Raw genomic sequence first — 13,930 nt, 5'->3', positions numbered from 1 at the left:
GAATCAGCGCACCAGAAACACACTGAAAAAGTACGGGATGCACAATAAAAGGGCGAATGAGGAGCGTTCGGCCGGTTAGCGCTTCCAACACCCCGCCAAAGGTGGCAACATCGCGCCTTTTTTTACGCGACACCCACGGGATTCCACGTTCAAACACCCGTTCGGTTGTTGATGGGGCGACAGTCTGCTGCGCCGATGCGACAACCTGCCACACGCCATCCGTTTACCGCTCGTAGCGCTGTTGGCTGCCATTGAAACGCTATGCTAGCTTGGCCGCCTCGCCAGGAAGGCCAACCAACAGCAGGAGCGCAACATATATGAGGAACGCACATGGCTGAGGCCACGCCCGCGCTTGAAATCCGCAACTTGCACAAACGCTACGGACAGCTTGAGGTGCTCAAAGGCATCTCGCTGACCGCCCGCGACGGCGATGTGATCTCGATCCTGGGTTCCTCCGGTTCCGGCAAGTCCACGTTCCTGCGTTGCATCAACCTGTTGGAAAACCCGCATCAGGGCCAGATCCTGGTGGCCGGGGAAGAACTCAAGCTCAAGGCCGCCAAGAATGGCGAACTGGTTGCCGCCGACGGCAAGCAGATCAACCGCCTGCGCTCCGAGATTGGTTTTGTGTTTCAAAACTTTAATCTGTGGCCGCACATGAGCGTGCTCGACAACATCATCGAAGCCCCGCGCCGCGTGCTCGGCCAGAGCAAGGCCGAAGCCATCGAAGTGGCCGAAGCGCTGCTGGCCAAGGTCGGCATCGCCGACAAGCGCCACGCCTACCCGGCGCAACTATCCGGCGGCCAGCAACAGCGCGCGGCGATTGCCCGTACGCTGGCGATGCAGCCCAAGGTGATCCTGTTCGACGAGCCCACCTCCGCCCTTGACCCGGAAATGGTCCAGGAAGTACTTAATGTCATCCGCGCATTGGCCGAAGAAGGCCGCACCATGCTGCTCGTGACCCATGAAATGGGCTTCGCCCGTCAGGTCTCCAGCGAAGTGGTGTTCCTCCACCAGGGCCTGGTAGAAGAGCAAGGATCGCCACAGCAGGTGTTCGAAAACCCGCTTTCGGCGCGCTGCAAACAATTCATGTCCAGCAACCGCTAACGGAGCTACCCGCATGCAGAACTACAAAAAGGTCTTCCTGGCCGCCGCCGTCACCCTCGCATTCAGCGCCGGTGCCATGGCCGAGACCCTGAAGATGGGCATCGAAGCGGCTTACCCGCCGTTCAACAACAAAGACGCCAGCGGTAACGTCGTCGGCTTCGACAAAGACATCGGCGACGCTCTGTGCGCCAAGATGAAAGTTGAATGCTCCGTCGTCACCTCGGACTGGGACGGCATCATCCCGGCCCTCAACGCCAAAAAGTTCGACTTCCTGATCTCCTCGATGTCGATCACCGACGAGCGCAAGCAAGCGGTGGACTTCACCGACCCGTACTACTCCAACAAGCTGCAATTCATCGCGCCGAAAAACGTCGACTTCAAGACCGACAAGGCTGCGCTGAAAGGCAAGATCATTGGCGCACAACGTGCGACCCTGGCCGGCACCTTCCTGGAAGACAACTTCGGTGACGACATCACCGTCAAGCTGTACGACACCCAGGAAAACGCCTACCTCGACCTGACTTCCGGTCGCCTGGACGGCATCCTCGCCGACAAATACGTCAACTACGAGTGGCTGAAAAGCGACGCCGGCAAAGCCTACGAATTCAAGGGCGACCCGGTGGAAGAAAGCGACAAGATCGGTATCGCTGTACGCAAAGGCGACCCGATCCGCGAGAAGCTGAACGCCGCGCTGAAGGAAATCGTTGCCGACGGTACCTACAAGAAGATCAACGACAAGTACTTCCCGTTCAGCATCTACTGATCCTGACCTGCCGGATCGGTGCCGTTACATGACGGCGCCGATCCCCGGCCTTGCCTGCCGCGATTTGAAAAGAAATCCATGATTATCGACCTCTACGGATTCGGCCCGGCGCTCTTCGCCGGCGCGCTGATGACCGTCAAACTGGCACTCTCGGCCCTGTGCCTGGGGCTGGTGCTCGGTCTGCTCGGCGCCTTGGCCAAGACTTCCCCGTACAAGCCGCTGCAATGGCTTGGCGGAACCTATTCGACCCTGGTGCGCGGTGTCCCGGAATTGCTCTGGGTGCTGTTGATCTACTTCGGTACGGTCAACGCGATGCGCGCGCTCGGTGAGTTCCTCGGCAATCCCGAGCTGGAACTCAGCGCCTTCGCCGCCGGCGTCATCGCGCTGGGCCTGTGCTTCGGCGCCTACGCCACGGAAGTGTTTCGTGGCGCCATCCTCGCCATTCCCAAAGGCCACCGTGAGGCCGGCGTGGCCCTGGGCCTGTCGAAATGGCGGATCTTCACCAGACTGATCATGCCGCAAATGTGGCGTATCGCCCTGCCCGGCCTGGGCAACCTGTTCATGATCCTGATGAAAGACACCGCGCTGGTGTCGGTCATCGGCCTGGAAGAAATCATGCGCCACGCACAGATCGGCGTAACCGTGTCCAAGCAGCCATTCACCTTCTATATGGTGGCGGCGCTCATGTACCTGTGCCTGACTGTACTGGCGATGATCGGCATGCACCTGCTGGAAAAACGCGCCGCACGCGGCTTCGCGAGGAGCGCTCAATGAATTGGGAAGTCATCATCAAATGGCTGCCGAAACTGGCCCAGGGCGCGACGCTGACCCTGGAACTGGTGGCCATCGCCGTGATCGCCGGTTTGCTGCTGGCGATTCCGCTGGGCATCGCCCGCTCTTCGAAGCTGTGGTACGTGCGCGCTTTGCCCTACGCCTACATCTTCTTTTTCCGTGGCACGCCGTTGCTGGTTCAGCTGTTCCTGGTCTACTACGGCCTGGCGCAGTTCGATGCGGTGCGTAACAGCTCGATGTGGCCATACCTGCGCGATCCGTTCTGGTGTGCCACAGCAACCATGACCCTGCACACGGCGGCGTACATCGCCGAGATCCTGCGCGGAGCGATCCAGGCGATTCCGCCGGGTGAGATCGAAGCGGCGCGGGCATTGGGCATGTCCCGGCCGAAAGCGCTGTTCTACATCATCCTGCCGCGTGCCGCGCGCATCGGCCTGCCGGCCTACAGCAACGAAGTGATCCTGATGCTCAAGGCCAGCGCCCTGGCCAGCACCGTGACCTTGCTGGAACTGACCGGCATGGCGCGCACGATCATTGCCCGCACTTACCTGCCGGTGGAGATCTTCTTCGCTGCCGGTGTGTTCTATCTGGTGATGGCCTACGTGCTGGTTCGCGGCTTCAAGCTGCTGGAACGCTGGCTGCGCGTCGATGCGTGCCAAGGGCGCTGATTCTTCCGACGTGCTGACGGGCGAGAATCTACTCGCCCGCTTCACGGCACTGAATACATTTCTCACAGCCCATCAGGCGCTGTGGAAACCCCGCCCGTTCACTCATCTGCAACTGCCATGGGAAGCGTCCTACCCGGAACTGGCCTCGTGGCTACGCGGGCGGTCGCTGGAGGATGCGGAAAACGCCCACAACCAACCTGCAGAACTCTTGGATACGCCGGAGCCGTTTGCTTCATTGGCGGCATTGTCGCTTGAGTTGAGTTCGGTCGGTGAGCTGCCTGCAAATTCGCTGGAAGCCGCCGGGCATCGTCTTAATGTCGATGTGCCGGGGCGCAAATGGCAGCAGATCGAAGCCTTCGCCAGCCGCTTGTCGTTTGCCTCGCAACCGAAGCACTGGCTGGATTGGTGTTCGGGCAAAGGGCATTTGGGTCGGCGTCTGCTCGGCGCTGATCAGCAACTCACCTGTCTGGAATATGACCCGGCGCTGGTTGCGAGCGGTCAGGCGTTGAGTCAGCGTCATCACCTGCATGCGCTGCATGTCGAGCAGGATGTGCTCGCCGGGAACACCGCTTTATTGCTGAGCGCCGAACACACGCCTGTTGCCCTGCACGCTTGTGGCGATCTGCATGTGCGGCTGATGCAACTTGCCTCCGCCGCTGGCTGCCGACAATTGGCGATTGCACCGTGCTGCTACAACCGGATCAGTCGCACTGAGTATCAGGCGTTGTCCTCCGCAGGATCGCGATCTGACCTACAGCTCTCGCTGGAAGATCTTTCACTGCCAATGAGCGAAACCGTCACCGCTGGTGCCCGCGTCCGACGTCAGCGTGACACCTCCATGGCCCGGCGACTGGCCTTCGACTTCCTGCAACGGCAAGTGCGCGGCGTCGACGAATACTTGCCAACGCCTTCTCTACCCAGCGCCTGGCTGGACAAACCGTTCGCCGATTACTGCTGCGACCTGGCAGCGTTGAAAGAGTTATCCACAATCGGCTCGCCAGATTGGGTAGCACTGGAGGCCGCCGGTTGGCAGCGATTGGCCGAAGTTCGTAACCTGGAACTGCTGCGCGGACTGTTCCGACGCCCGCTGGAGCTTTGGCTGAATCTGGATCGGGCACTTTTCCTCACCGAACAGGGATACGTCGTACGTCTCGGCACCTTCTGCGAGGCGCCGCTCACACCGCGCAATTTCCTGTTGCTGGCCGAACGCGTTTAATCTTTCACAGCCTGTGGATAACTCTGTTGATGGATTTATCGTGGATCCAATATCCACGGCTGTTTCAGGCCATTAACAGCACTGGTCATTTTTTGTTCACATAAATAAAAAACCGGCAAAACAGGGATTTGCGACTCAAATGAGAACCCGTCCACAAAAACCTGCCTAAGCCCGCCCTCTTCAAAGCCTGTTGTGCATAAGCCCTCGACCAAAAGGACATAACCGCCGAATCGCGGACGCCGGCAGCGGGCAATTGCGCCTGCCATCCGCCCTTGCTATACAGACTCACACCGTGCCGGCAGCGACGCACGTACAAGAAGAATCTGACCGACAGGGAGTGACCGTGACGTTCATCTCTTACGCACAGAATTTCGAAGACATACGCCTGTGGCGCGCCCTCAAGTTCTTCGAAAACGGCTTCTACATCGATGTCGGCGCCAACGACCCGATCCACGACTCGGTGACCAAGGCGTTCTATGATCGCGGCTGGAGCGGCATCAACGTCGAGCCGATGCAAAACTTCCACGACGCCCTGCGCCAACAACGCCCGCGCGACACGACGCTGCAATGCATCGCCAGTGATGAGCCCGGCGAAGTGACCTTCTACGGCATTCCCGGCACCGGCTTGTCCACCGCCGACCCCGTCACCGCCCAGGAACGCCGCGACCTAGGCCTTGACGTGCGCAGCCTCACCGTCAAGGCCCGAACCCTGACCTCAATCTGCGAAGAACACGCCACCGGCCGCGAAATCCACTTCCTGAAAATCGACGTCGAAGGCCACGAAGAAACCGTGCTGCGCGGCATGGACTTCAGCCGCTTCCGCCCGTGGATCATCCTCATCGAAACCCCGTTCGAGCGCGACCACACCTGGGAACACCTGATCACCGACGCCGGCTACACCAACGTCTGCTTCGACGGCCTCAACAGCTACTTCCTCGCCGACGAACACCTGAACCTCAAGCCCGCCTTCGAAATGCCGCCCTGCCAGCTCGACAACTTCCAGCTGTGCCTCGGCCACCCCTTCGCCCACCCCGTCAGCCCCAGCGAAGCCGACGCCCTGGCGCAAATCAGCGCCGCCACACAACGCGCCGAACACGCCGAAGCCCAACTGCGCGCCCTCCAGAACAACCGCGCCTGGCGAGCCCTTCAGAAACTGCGCAGCGTCCTGCGCCGAGCCTGATCGAAGCCCGCGCAAAAATAGTCTGAATTCAGGGGTTTACAGAAGCAACCGAGCCGCTATAATCGTCGCCCACACGCCGGTATAGCTCAGATGGTAGAGCAACTGACTTGTAATCAGTAGGTCCCGGGTTCGATTCCTGGTGCCGGCACCATACAAAACGAAGCCCCTGCAGAAATGCAGGGGCTTTGTTGTTTCTGGGGTTTGGAGAATGCTCTTGCCGCAATGGGAGAGATTTGTACGCCGAACATCATCACTGCGCGCTCGCTCCTCAGTCGAAGCGCAACGTGGGCAGTGATTGAAAAATAGATCTGTAACCTTTTCTGTGCGCAGTAACACTTAGAAGCCATCTTTGAAGAAAGGCCCTGTTTAGGCTTTCTTCCTCACATCGACATACATTTAAAGCGGGTCAGACATCTGGCCCCTTCTGCAAGCTCGCAGGACCAAACGTACCGGTTATTTTCCAGACGGTAGATTGGTGCTCTTCAAATTTTCCTCCCAGATCCAACCCAGTCCCCTTAATGGTGGCCTTAAAACCAGCATTCAACCCGTAGTCATCAGAATACGTGAGTGAAAGATTGAAGTTCTTCAGCCCGTTGGTTACGCGAGCGGTAGCAACAGCCTGCCAAAGAGCTTCATGAGGATACCAAGTCAAATTCTCCGGAATTGACGGGCTGTTATGCCCTTCCAGTTTTGCATCAAATAGAACCGCAGAGCTCTCCAACCCCTTTTTGCCAGCACCTAACGAAGCAGAGTCTTGAGATGGGACTGCTATTCCCAGGCCAGCAGAAAAGTCTTGGTCCCAGCCGACGACATGTTCAACCATGATTTCATTCGCTCCTAAGCTCGATAGGAGAGTTACAACTTCCGCGAATTTATGCTCAAACGCCTGACGGTGAAACGAGCTTGCCGTGTAGTAAACCGAAGGATTTGCAGGGTGCTGGGCGTAAACAACATTTTCTCGGGGATGTCCGGGCGGGAATATGAGTTTCAGCTTCTTAGTTTCGGTATTGCTTAAAGTAGTGAGGTCAGCGCCTTTATCGAGCGCCTCCATGATCGTCTTTATCAGTTCTACAGCTTGTTTACCTAGAGTGATAGCGAAGGGTTCCGTATACAAAGAGAAGACGGATTTTGCGATTTTTGTTGCGAAGCTTTCTTCAGAAGCTGAGGGTGCTGTCTGCGCTTTGCGCATAGCTTCAGCGGTTTTATCGGGGACCACTACAATCAATCTGTGTCCAATTTCATAGCTATCATCCATGAGGATTCAAAACTCCAGGCAGGTAGAGGGTTGTTGTCAGAGGCTACTTGGTTCGGAACGTTACTCCAACTGCTTTGGCTAGGTTGCCGGTAGCGAGCCAGGATTGCTTACCGATTTTCTGACCAATCGAGCTCGCATCGACGCTGTAGACTCTGGGGCTCATTCGTTCTGGTTTTTCTAGCGAATCAATGCGCGTGCGGAAGGAAATAACGGGGGCGGCTCGCCCACCCAAGAGATACAACGTACATCTACCCTGGCCAATCTGAGCGCGACTGTGCCAAATTTTGCCATATCGAATGACTCGATCTCGTGCTCTTGGAGAAAATCATGGAAAGGAAAACGTTGGAATTTGCGTTTCGCGGCATCTGGGCGAGATTTAAAAACTCCAACCAAGATAAGGTAAATCTGGTAGAGATTGAAAGCTGGGCAAAGGCGAAAGGTTTAGCTGTCTCCGGAGTTGTACGCGAAGATGTGGGGCGGTTTTGCAAAACCGATTGTGTGGTAATTCATACTGAGCACGGAAGCGCATGTTTTCCTGTGACCACAGAAGCGAACCGAGAAAATTGGACCAAGCGGGACGAATCTTATTCAAAGACGGCAGCAATCTGGGAAAAACTCGAGTGGTTCTCGCCTTTCTGGATCTGTAGAAAAGACGTAACAACAATACTTAATGACTGCGAGCATCGAACCGCCGAAGACGCGATAAAGCTGTTCAACTATCATACTTCCACCATCTACACGCTCTCTTTCGAAGCTGTCTGCATAGAGCAAATAATGGTTGGGGCGCCTTGCCTCGCTGATATCCGCCCTCTGGCCAGAGAGGCTTATTTGGCGTTCTACGCCGGTTACAAATCGGCAAGCATAGCGGCGCTCATCCCGGCCATTGAAGGCGCTATTACAAAAATACTTCCCAAGGAAACCCAATCCCTAAGCACCATGGAAAGAGTGAATAAAACCGTTGCGCGAGCCATCAGTAATGCTGCCGAGCTTCACTTTGAAGGGATGTGGGCTCCCAGTCACTACAAAACCACTGAATATCTATTCGACATGGACGAGATGGTCTTTGCATTTGAAACATTCAGGCGTTGGTTGCAAGATTCTTTTTACAAAAACACAGACCAATACAAAGGCGCGGCCCGTTTAAACAGACATCTTTTTGCACATGGGCTTTCACCCGAATGGCAACAGGCAAATTTGTCTCGATTGATTGTTGCCATATCTACTGTGGGTGTAATCCAGTCGTGGTATCAACAAGATAATTCAGCTCCACTTCTCTTCCCGGCGGCGAACAAAGACAGCGAACTTTTATGGCACCAGGCGATTCTTCATGGATCTGCTCAAATGGTTATAAAACTCATGGGCGAGAAGCGTTATCACGAGAACGGAAGATTGGTCCCTGTCGTGCCAACCGATGACGGAGCGCCCCTTCGAAAGGCGCTGCTTATGAAGGATTGTATCGACGATTTAGTACGACCTCTAAGAAACGCTGGATGGGCAGTGGAGTTTACTGATGATACAAGTGACCTCTATGTAAAAGTATTGGCGAAAAGTAAAGAAGGCGTACTGAACGTGGCCCTGCTGTACAGCTGTGGCAGCGATAATTCTTTGTACAAGGCGCTGGAGAAAGATTGTGATGCGATTTTGTATAGGGGTGCTCCATATCTACAAGAGCAATTTGCCAGAGGTGTGAAGATACATGTTGGGCCTGTTGCAGGATGGCAGCCACCACCCGCGATCAATTATGGAAAGGAAGGTCCTGGTGGCGCTTCTCTTTAAGCCGATACCAAGGCTGGCATCCACCACTTGAATCGCTCAGATGTGGGTACCTCGGCGGCAAACACCACCGCTGCGATTGGCGTATCGCGCAAAAAGTTTTCACACAGCCCTTCACACAATGTTTTCACGCACTTGGAGTGCGCGAAAGCTCCGTGGGAGCGAGCTGTGTACGTTGGAAACAGCCTAGCACCCAAGATCGGTACGCGCCCGGTGATGCTTTCCAGTAGCAAGCTCTCTGAGGTTCACACCAATGATGCGCAAGCGCCAACACTAGAGCCAGAAAGTCGCTCGCGGTTCCGATAACGCCGGGTGGATACTAGGGAAAGGCGATAGGGATGCGCCTATTTTGTGAAACCCTACATTAATAATGGCCGAACACCCAGATCTGAGCCATATTTCAGTCAGCCATCAGGAGGACAGCAATGACCGCGGAAATAGCTATCATGAGCCGAACTGCTGTAGTGCTGGCTGCCGACAGCGCCACGACTGTCACATCATGGAAGGATGGACAGCAAGAAAAGCGCTATTTCAAGGGAGCGAATAAGCTTTTTGAATTAAGCAGAGTCGGGCCGGTAGGACTAATGATATATGGGTCCGCAGATCTTCACGGGGTGCCTTGGGAGCTGCCCATCAAAGCTTACCGAGAGTCTCTTGGGCACGACCAATACGATAAGCTTGAAACTTATCCTCAACGTTTTTTTGAGTTCGTTGAAAAAGAAGAAAAATTCTTTTCGGAAGAGGCAAAATCAAAAACTTTGTTCGACCTAGTCGCAGCCGCCCTATACCGGTTACAGATGCGAATAGCAAACCATGCTGGCGTGGAACAAATTGACGATCTCTCTGGCAAATCAGATCAAGAAATAGAGAGTGCGCTGCAAGGGTGCGAACTTGATATCGATGCTTTGCCTCTGCCTTCACTGCTTAGAGAAGCAGACATAGCTAATGCCTATGCGAGCACCGCTCCTCAGTTATCGCCGGTGGCCACGTCCTCAATATTTTTGTTCATGCAATCCAACTCTAGGGGCTACTTGATCACAAGGTTCCTTGAGGCCTTGGCAAAGCTTGCTGTCAAAGAGTTCTTCTTGTACGCCGACAAGACAGGTGTGGTAAGGAAGAGTATTTCCCTGTTCTCGAGACGTTTGACTGTTACGGCTTTTTGGGAGATAGGCTGATTCTGAACCGGCAGGCCCCAACCATCATGGATGCCAACTGTCCGGCTGTCATCCAGCCGTTTGCCACTACTCACATGATTGATACATTTCGGATGGGGATCTCGCCAGATGTGTTCAATACGCTCAATACGTCGACAATTCAGGCTTTTGATGAGCTGAGTGACAAGATTATTGCAGAGATTGGTACAGTGGCTACGCTCGACCCAGCACGGAAGGCGCAGATCATCGATGAGGTGAACAGCGCTCATTCAGACCGATGGCATCAACACGTCCGGAATCAGCATATATTTCCACTGTCAACCATTGTACATTTGCTGCCGCTTCCAGAGATGGCAGGTCTAGCCAAAAGTCTGATCGAGCTGGAGTCGCTTAAAGAACGCGTTACCCGACCGTCAGAGTCGGTATCGGGACCAATTGACGTTGCGGTCATAAGCAAGCACGACGGATTTGTGTGGATCGACAGAAAACACTATTTCCGACCAGAACTGAACCATCGTTTTTTCAACCGAGCAGAGTGACGGAGCGCAAAAAATGAATATCCCTTTCGCTAACCTTCAATCGCAGCACCAAAGTGATTCTGCTTTGGATGCCCTCAGGTTGCCAAACCAGCGCGTACAGCCCATTCGTCAAAACGACGAAGCGGATATTTATGCACAAATGGTTAAGAAACTGAACGACAAGCCAAGCGTAAAAGAAATCCTATTGGCTTACTCGCACGGCTAGTGCTTTTTCTAAAAGAATCAAGAAAGCCCTCACCTAGTGATAGGTGGGGGCTTTTGCTTTTCTAAAAGTCCAATATTTTATAAAGACACCAGAGGATCGCTCTCGCGAACAGCGGTTAACTCCATTCACCTACAAAAAAGCCTTTACGACTTAAGAATCGGAGGCACACAACAACCCTTATTTCGTTAGGTAGCCTGGCGAAAACACTTTGCGAATCTCCAGCCTTACCCCTAAATCAGCTGTGGAGAACAGCTCTTCCAATCCACTCGTCCTCCTTGCGGCCGTCATTTGCAGTACAGAGTCCAACAAGTCTTTCTGAAACCGCTCCAGCTCATCGGCCATCGCAATCTCATCATTCAATTACAGTTCTCCAACGCTCAGTTGGTGAACCTACGCAGCCTCAATCGAAAGCAATATCCGGCGCCCAAGCTGCTTCAACGCTCGCTCCACATTCTCAATTTTGGAGTGATGCAGGAAATCGACTAATCGATCTAACTGAGGCCGTTGAACACCCAAACGGCGTGCCAACTCCGCTTTGCTCTTCCCAGATTCCAGAAGCGTATTCCACAGCGCAACCTTCGAGGCAGTCAGCGTAGGCAAACGCAAAACAGTGTCACTTTCTTGCTCTCCTGCATCACCTGTCGGAATGAACCGGCGATCATCAACGTATATCGACAAGGCTGTTTCCATCGCATCAATGGCGCCGTCGAGCGCTTCCTCGAGGGTGTCGCCCGCCGCATGCATCTCTGGAATTTCTGCGCAGGACAACCAGACATTGCCCGGCTCTTCGTGGACTTCCAAAGCATATTCGAACATCACGCTTCCTCTCATGGGTCCAACCGCATGCCGAAATTCGATGTTGCTCTCGCGCATCACTCGCCGCTTCGGTAGAGCGACCGTGCAACATATTTGTTACCCATGCAACATAAGTGTTGCATGCGAGTATGTCGGCCTCCCCGCCACCACCTGGCCACGATTGCGCTCCCCCCTCCCCCACGCTACCGTCAAACCCATCGCTGCCAATTCAGCGACCGGGCCTGAGAACCCGCGTAAGATGCAGGCGCACCAGCGCCCCAACCCACGTTTGCCGGCGTTTTTTTGTGCCTGCATTTCCGTGCAATGGCGGCTGTGCGTGGGAGGTCTTCGGGCCTGCCGGGTTCCTGTATCTCCGGTTTCTCAGCCTGCGCATAGCTGCCACCCTTTCGCCTGAGAACGAATTGGCAGCCCTCATTTGATACAGGGAGTTTCACAAATGATTAGCATCAATTCGTTCGAAGTTCGCCCTTTCCACCTTCCAGCAAACGGTAGGTGAAGCCATGACCAATCCCCACGATCTGAAAACCCTCGGCCTCACCCATTTCTCCTTCCAGTCCAACCACGCCCTCTTCCGCACCAACTCCGGCGTCCCGGTCGTCACCGCCCTCTCACACGCCTCGCATCTACTCCACATTTCCAAACTGCTCACGTCAGATACTTCTGCCGCCAACGATCCAGAACTCCACGCCTGCGCCTCGCAATATTTGCAGGAGTTGAGCAAGGCGCTGGTCGATAACGCGGTCAAAGTGCTGAGCCCAGATCCATAAGCTGTCGTCCACAAAAAAGCCCTCGCATCGCTGCAAGGGCTTTGTATTACCGCATCAATCAGTGCCCAGCGCTCTGCCCGCCATCCACATGCAGAATCTCCCCCGTCACAAAGTTCGCGTTATCGAGATACACCACCGCCTGCGCAATATCGTCGATCTCACCCATGTGCCCAACCGGATGCAGTGCACCCAGTGCCGCGTGGGTTTCCTCGCCGTGCATCGGCGTTTTGATGATGCCCGGCGATACCGCGTTCACCCGGATTCCGCGTTTGGCGTATTCGATGGCCAGGGATTTGGTGGCGGCGTTGAGGCCGCCCTTGGTCAGCGAAGCGAGGACCGAGGGCACGCCGTCGATGGCGTGGTCGACCAGGCTGGTGGTGATGTTGACCACGTGGCCCTTGCCCTGTTTTTCCATCTCGGCGATGGCCAGTTGGGTGATGTAGAAGAAGCCGTTGAGATTGACCGACAGCACCGCCGCGTAGTCTTCCGGGGTGTAGGCGGTGAACGGTTTGGCGACGAAGATGCCGGCGTTGTTGACCAGGGTGTCGATGCGACCGAAGCGTGCCACGCCTTCGCTGATTACGCGCAGTGCGGTAGCAGGGTCGCCGATGTCGCCGGCAATGGTCAGGATCTGCGGGTCGTTCGACGGTTTGATCGAGCGCGAGGTGGCGACGATGTTGTAGCCCAGCTCACGGAAGGCCTTGACCATGCCTTCGCCCAAACCTTGGGAAGCACCGGTGATAACGACGGTTTTTTTCGAGTTGCTCATGATGAAATCCTCAATCAATAAATAAATAGGTGTTGAATCAGGCGCTAGCCACTTGTTTCAGCATTTGTTCGTAGTACTCAACCGATTGCGAACCGGACACGAGGTGCTTGCCGTTCAGGATCAGCGCGGGCACCGAGTTGACCCCGTGCTGCCGGTAGAACGCCTGCAGTTGCCGCACTTCGCTGGCGAACTCGTCGTTGGCCAGCACCTTGCGGGCCCTCGCCGCATCCAGTCCCGCTTCGGTCGCCAGACGGATCAGCGTCGGGTGATCGTTCGGGTTGTCGCCGTCGCGGAAGTAAGCGCGCAGCAGGATCTTTTTCAGCGCGACTTGCCGCCCTTCCTGTGCTGCCCACATCAGCAATCGATGGGCATCGAAGGTGTTGTGAAAATGCGTGCGTTTCTCCAGGTCGAACTCGAAACCGATGGCCTTGCCACGTTCGATCTGCATCTTCTTGCCGGCGGCGACGTCTTCGGCGGTGCGGCCGTATTTGCGCATCAGGTGCTGCCCGGCCGGTTCGCCTTCGGCGGGCATGTCCGGGTTGAGTTCGAAGGGCTTGTAGGTCAGCTCTACCGAAACCTCACCGGCCAGATTGCCGATCGCCTGCTCCAGCGCCGTCGCCCCGAGTGCGCACCAGGGACACACTACGTCGGAGACGAAATCGATGGTCACGGTCGGGGTCATGACTGGCCCCGTTCCGCCAGTTGTCGGCGGTATTCGGTGGTGGTGATGCCGGCGTAGCCCCAGTTATCGGTGTCGACTTCTTCGATCACGATGTGGGTCAGGTCGGGGCGCTTGTTGAGGACGCGTTCCAGGGTTTCAGTGATTTCGGCGATCACCTGAGCTTTCTGCTCACGGGTAACACCGTCGCGGGTGATGCGTACGCTGACAAATGGCATGACGACTACTCCAGTGACCTGCCCTCGGGATG

Annotated in this window: 17 protein-coding genes and 1 tRNA gene; 12 read left to right on the top strand and 6 right to left on the bottom strand. The window is 55.6% G+C overall.

What is annotated here, in order from left to right:
* The first annotated feature begins 330 nt into the window (after positions 1-330).
* The 7 genes from N8H71_RS17110 (at position 331) to N8H71_RS17080 (ending at position 5,874) form a co-directional block, all read left to right on the top strand.
* A complete protein-coding gene (locus N8H71_RS17110; RefSeq protein WP_007897462.1) occupies positions 331-1,104 on the top strand; it encodes an ABC transporter ATP-binding protein in 774 nt (257 codons plus the stop codon).
* Between the two features lie 13 nt (positions 1,105-1,117).
* A complete protein-coding gene (locus N8H71_RS17105; RefSeq protein WP_262194892.1) occupies positions 1,118-1,867 on the top strand; it encodes an ABC transporter substrate-binding protein in 750 nt (249 codons plus the stop codon).
* 78 nt (positions 1,868-1,945) lie between these two features.
* Entirely contained in the window at positions 1,946-2,641 is a 696-nt protein-coding gene (locus N8H71_RS17100) for an ABC transporter permease (protein WP_007952567.1), read from the top strand.
* Positions 2,638-3,327, top strand: a complete 690-nt coding sequence (locus N8H71_RS17095) for an ABC transporter permease (RefSeq protein ID WP_007952568.1) — start codon at positions 2,638-2,640, stop codon at positions 3,325-3,327. The genes N8H71_RS17100 and N8H71_RS17095 overlap by 4 nt, the downstream gene beginning before the upstream one ends.
* The gene (locus N8H71_RS17090; protein ID WP_262194891.1) at positions 3,308-4,543 is read left to right on the top strand and encodes an SAM-dependent methyltransferase; all 1,236 of its coding nucleotides are present in this window, start codon (positions 3,308-3,310) and stop codon (positions 4,541-4,543) included. The genes N8H71_RS17095 and N8H71_RS17090 overlap by 20 nt, the downstream gene beginning before the upstream one ends.
* Before the next feature lie 343 nt (positions 4,544-4,886).
* Positions 4,887-5,723, top strand: coding sequence for an FkbM family methyltransferase (locus N8H71_RS17085; protein ID WP_262194890.1), 837 nt, complete (start codon positions 4,887-4,889; stop codon positions 5,721-5,723).
* Between the two features lie 75 nt (positions 5,724-5,798).
* A tRNA-Thr gene (locus tag N8H71_RS17080) sits at positions 5,799-5,874 on the top strand.
* 255 nt (positions 5,875-6,129) lie between these two features.
* Here the strand turns inward: N8H71_RS17080 and N8H71_RS17075 are convergent.
* Positions 6,130-6,978 carry a hypothetical protein gene (locus N8H71_RS17075; RefSeq protein ID WP_262194889.1) on the bottom strand — a complete coding sequence of 283 codons (849 nt, stop codon included), beginning with the start codon at positions 6,976-6,978 and terminating at the stop codon, positions 6,130-6,132.
* A 327-nt stretch (positions 6,979-7,305) separates the two neighbouring features.
* Here N8H71_RS17075 and N8H71_RS17070 point away from each other — a divergent pair, with 327 nt between their 5' ends.
* The 4 genes from N8H71_RS17070 to N8H71_RS17055 all read left to right on the top strand — a co-directional run bounded on the left by N8H71_RS17070 (position 7,306) and on the right by N8H71_RS17055 (position 10,649).
* Positions 7,306-8,754 carry a hypothetical protein gene (locus N8H71_RS17070; protein ID WP_262194888.1) on the top strand — a complete coding sequence of 483 codons (1,449 nt, stop codon included), beginning with the start codon at positions 7,306-7,308 and terminating at the stop codon, positions 8,752-8,754.
* Positions 8,755-9,176: 422 nt separating this feature from the next.
* A complete protein-coding gene (locus N8H71_RS17065; protein WP_262194887.1) occupies positions 9,177-9,926 on the top strand; it encodes a hypothetical protein in 750 nt (249 codons plus the stop codon).
* Positions 9,927-9,952: 26 nt separating this feature from the next.
* Positions 9,953-10,444: a hypothetical protein gene (locus tag N8H71_RS17060; RefSeq protein WP_262194886.1), complete on the top strand. Its 492-nt coding sequence runs from the start codon at positions 9,953-9,955 to the stop codon at positions 10,442-10,444.
* 13 nt (positions 10,445-10,457) lie between these two features.
* A complete protein-coding gene (locus N8H71_RS17055) occupies positions 10,458-10,649 on the top strand; it encodes a hypothetical protein (RefSeq protein WP_262194885.1) in 192 nt (63 codons plus the stop codon).
* A gap of 177 nt (positions 10,650-10,826) precedes the next feature.
* On the opposite strand, the gene N8H71_RS17050 is transcribed toward N8H71_RS17055, so the two are convergent.
* Positions 10,827-11,009, bottom strand: coding sequence for a hypothetical protein (locus N8H71_RS17050; protein WP_262194884.1), 183 nt, complete (start codon positions 11,007-11,009; stop codon positions 10,827-10,829).
* A gap of 30 nt (positions 11,010-11,039) precedes the next feature.
* Positions 11,040-11,465: a type II toxin-antitoxin system HicB family antitoxin gene (locus N8H71_RS17045; RefSeq protein WP_262194883.1), complete on the bottom strand. Its 426-nt coding sequence runs from the start codon at positions 11,463-11,465 to the stop codon at positions 11,040-11,042.
* 500 nt (positions 11,466-11,965) lie between these two features.
* Between N8H71_RS17045 and N8H71_RS17040 the strand changes: the two genes are divergently transcribed.
* On the top strand, positions 11,966-12,232 hold the full coding sequence (locus N8H71_RS17040; protein WP_262194882.1) for a DUF3077 domain-containing protein: 267 nt from the start codon (positions 11,966-11,968) through the stop codon (positions 12,230-12,232).
* A 58-nt stretch (positions 12,233-12,290) separates the two neighbouring features.
* Here N8H71_RS17040 and N8H71_RS17035 read toward each other — a convergent pair whose 3' ends face one another.
* The 3 genes from N8H71_RS17035 to N8H71_RS17025 are packed head-to-tail and all read right to left on the bottom strand — an operon-like array spanning position 12,291 to position 13,898.
* Positions 12,291-13,001, bottom strand: a complete 711-nt coding sequence (locus N8H71_RS17035; RefSeq protein WP_262194881.1) for an SDR family NAD(P)-dependent oxidoreductase — start codon at positions 12,999-13,001, stop codon at positions 12,291-12,293.
* Positions 13,002-13,038: 37 nt separating this feature from the next.
* Positions 13,039-13,683 (bottom strand): DsbA family oxidoreductase, encoded by a 645-nt coding sequence (locus N8H71_RS17030; protein ID WP_262194880.1) that lies wholly within the window; start codon positions 13,681-13,683, stop codon positions 13,039-13,041.
* The gene (locus N8H71_RS17025) at positions 13,680-13,898 is read right to left on the bottom strand and encodes a tautomerase family protein (protein WP_007952610.1); all 219 of its coding nucleotides are present in this window, start codon (positions 13,896-13,898) and stop codon (positions 13,680-13,682) included. The genes N8H71_RS17030 and N8H71_RS17025 overlap by 4 nt, the downstream gene beginning before the upstream one ends.
* Positions 13,899-13,930 lie beyond the last annotated feature (32 nt).

This window comes from Pseudomonas koreensis (assembly GCF_025447595.1).
GTDB classification, from domain to species: Bacteria; Pseudomonadota; Gammaproteobacteria; order Pseudomonadales; family Pseudomonadaceae; genus Aquipseudomonas; species Aquipseudomonas koreensis_H.
The sequence above is the reverse complement of the archived record's forward strand: the minus strand, read 5'-3'. Positions and strand labels throughout refer to the sequence as shown.

Bases quoted from the DNA above. Each gene is read 5' to 3' on its own strand.
- N8H71_RS17110 (WP_007897462.1), top strand. From the start codon at position 331: ATGGCTGAGGCCACGCCCGCGCTTGAAATCCGCAACTTGCACAAACGC.
- N8H71_RS17105 (WP_262194892.1), top strand. From the start codon at position 1,118: ATGCAGAACTACAAAAAGGTCTTCCTGGCCGCCGCCGTCACCCTCGCA.
- N8H71_RS17100 (WP_007952567.1), top strand. From the start codon at position 1,946: ATGATTATCGACCTCTACGGATTCGGCCCGGCGCTCTTCGCCGGCGCG.
- N8H71_RS17095 (WP_007952568.1), top strand. From the start codon at position 2,638: ATGAATTGGGAAGTCATCATCAAATGGCTGCCGAAACTGGCCCAGGGC.
- N8H71_RS17090 (WP_262194891.1), top strand. From the start codon at position 3,308: ATGCGTGCCAAGGGCGCTGATTCTTCCGACGTGCTGACGGGCGAGAAT.
- N8H71_RS17075 (WP_262194889.1), bottom strand. From the start codon at position 6,978: ATGGATGATAGCTATGAAATTGGACACAGATTGATTGTAGTGGTCCCC.
- N8H71_RS17070 (WP_262194888.1), top strand. From the start codon at position 7,306: ATGGAAAGGAAAACGTTGGAATTTGCGTTTCGCGGCATCTGGGCGAGA.
- N8H71_RS17065 (WP_262194887.1), top strand. From the start codon at position 9,177: ATGACCGCGGAAATAGCTATCATGAGCCGAACTGCTGTAGTGCTGGCT.
- N8H71_RS17060 (WP_262194886.1), top strand. From the start codon at position 9,953: ATGGATGCCAACTGTCCGGCTGTCATCCAGCCGTTTGCCACTACTCAC.
- N8H71_RS17055 (WP_262194885.1), top strand. From the start codon at position 10,458: ATGAATATCCCTTTCGCTAACCTTCAATCGCAGCACCAAAGTGATTCT.
- N8H71_RS17045 (WP_262194883.1), bottom strand. From the start codon at position 11,465: ATGTTCGAATATGCTTTGGAAGTCCACGAAGAGCCGGGCAATGTCTGG.
- N8H71_RS17040 (WP_262194882.1), top strand. From the start codon at position 11,966: ATGACCAATCCCCACGATCTGAAAACCCTCGGCCTCACCCATTTCTCC.
- N8H71_RS17035 (WP_262194881.1), bottom strand. From the start codon at position 13,001: ATGAGCAACTCGAAAAAAACCGTCGTTATCACCGGTGCTTCCCAAGGT.
- N8H71_RS17030 (WP_262194880.1), bottom strand. From the start codon at position 13,683: ATGACCCCGACCGTGACCATCGATTTCGTCTCCGACGTAGTGTGTCCC.
- N8H71_RS17025 (WP_007952610.1), bottom strand. From the start codon at position 13,898: ATGCCATTTGTCAGCGTACGCATCACCCGCGACGGTGTTACCCGTGAG.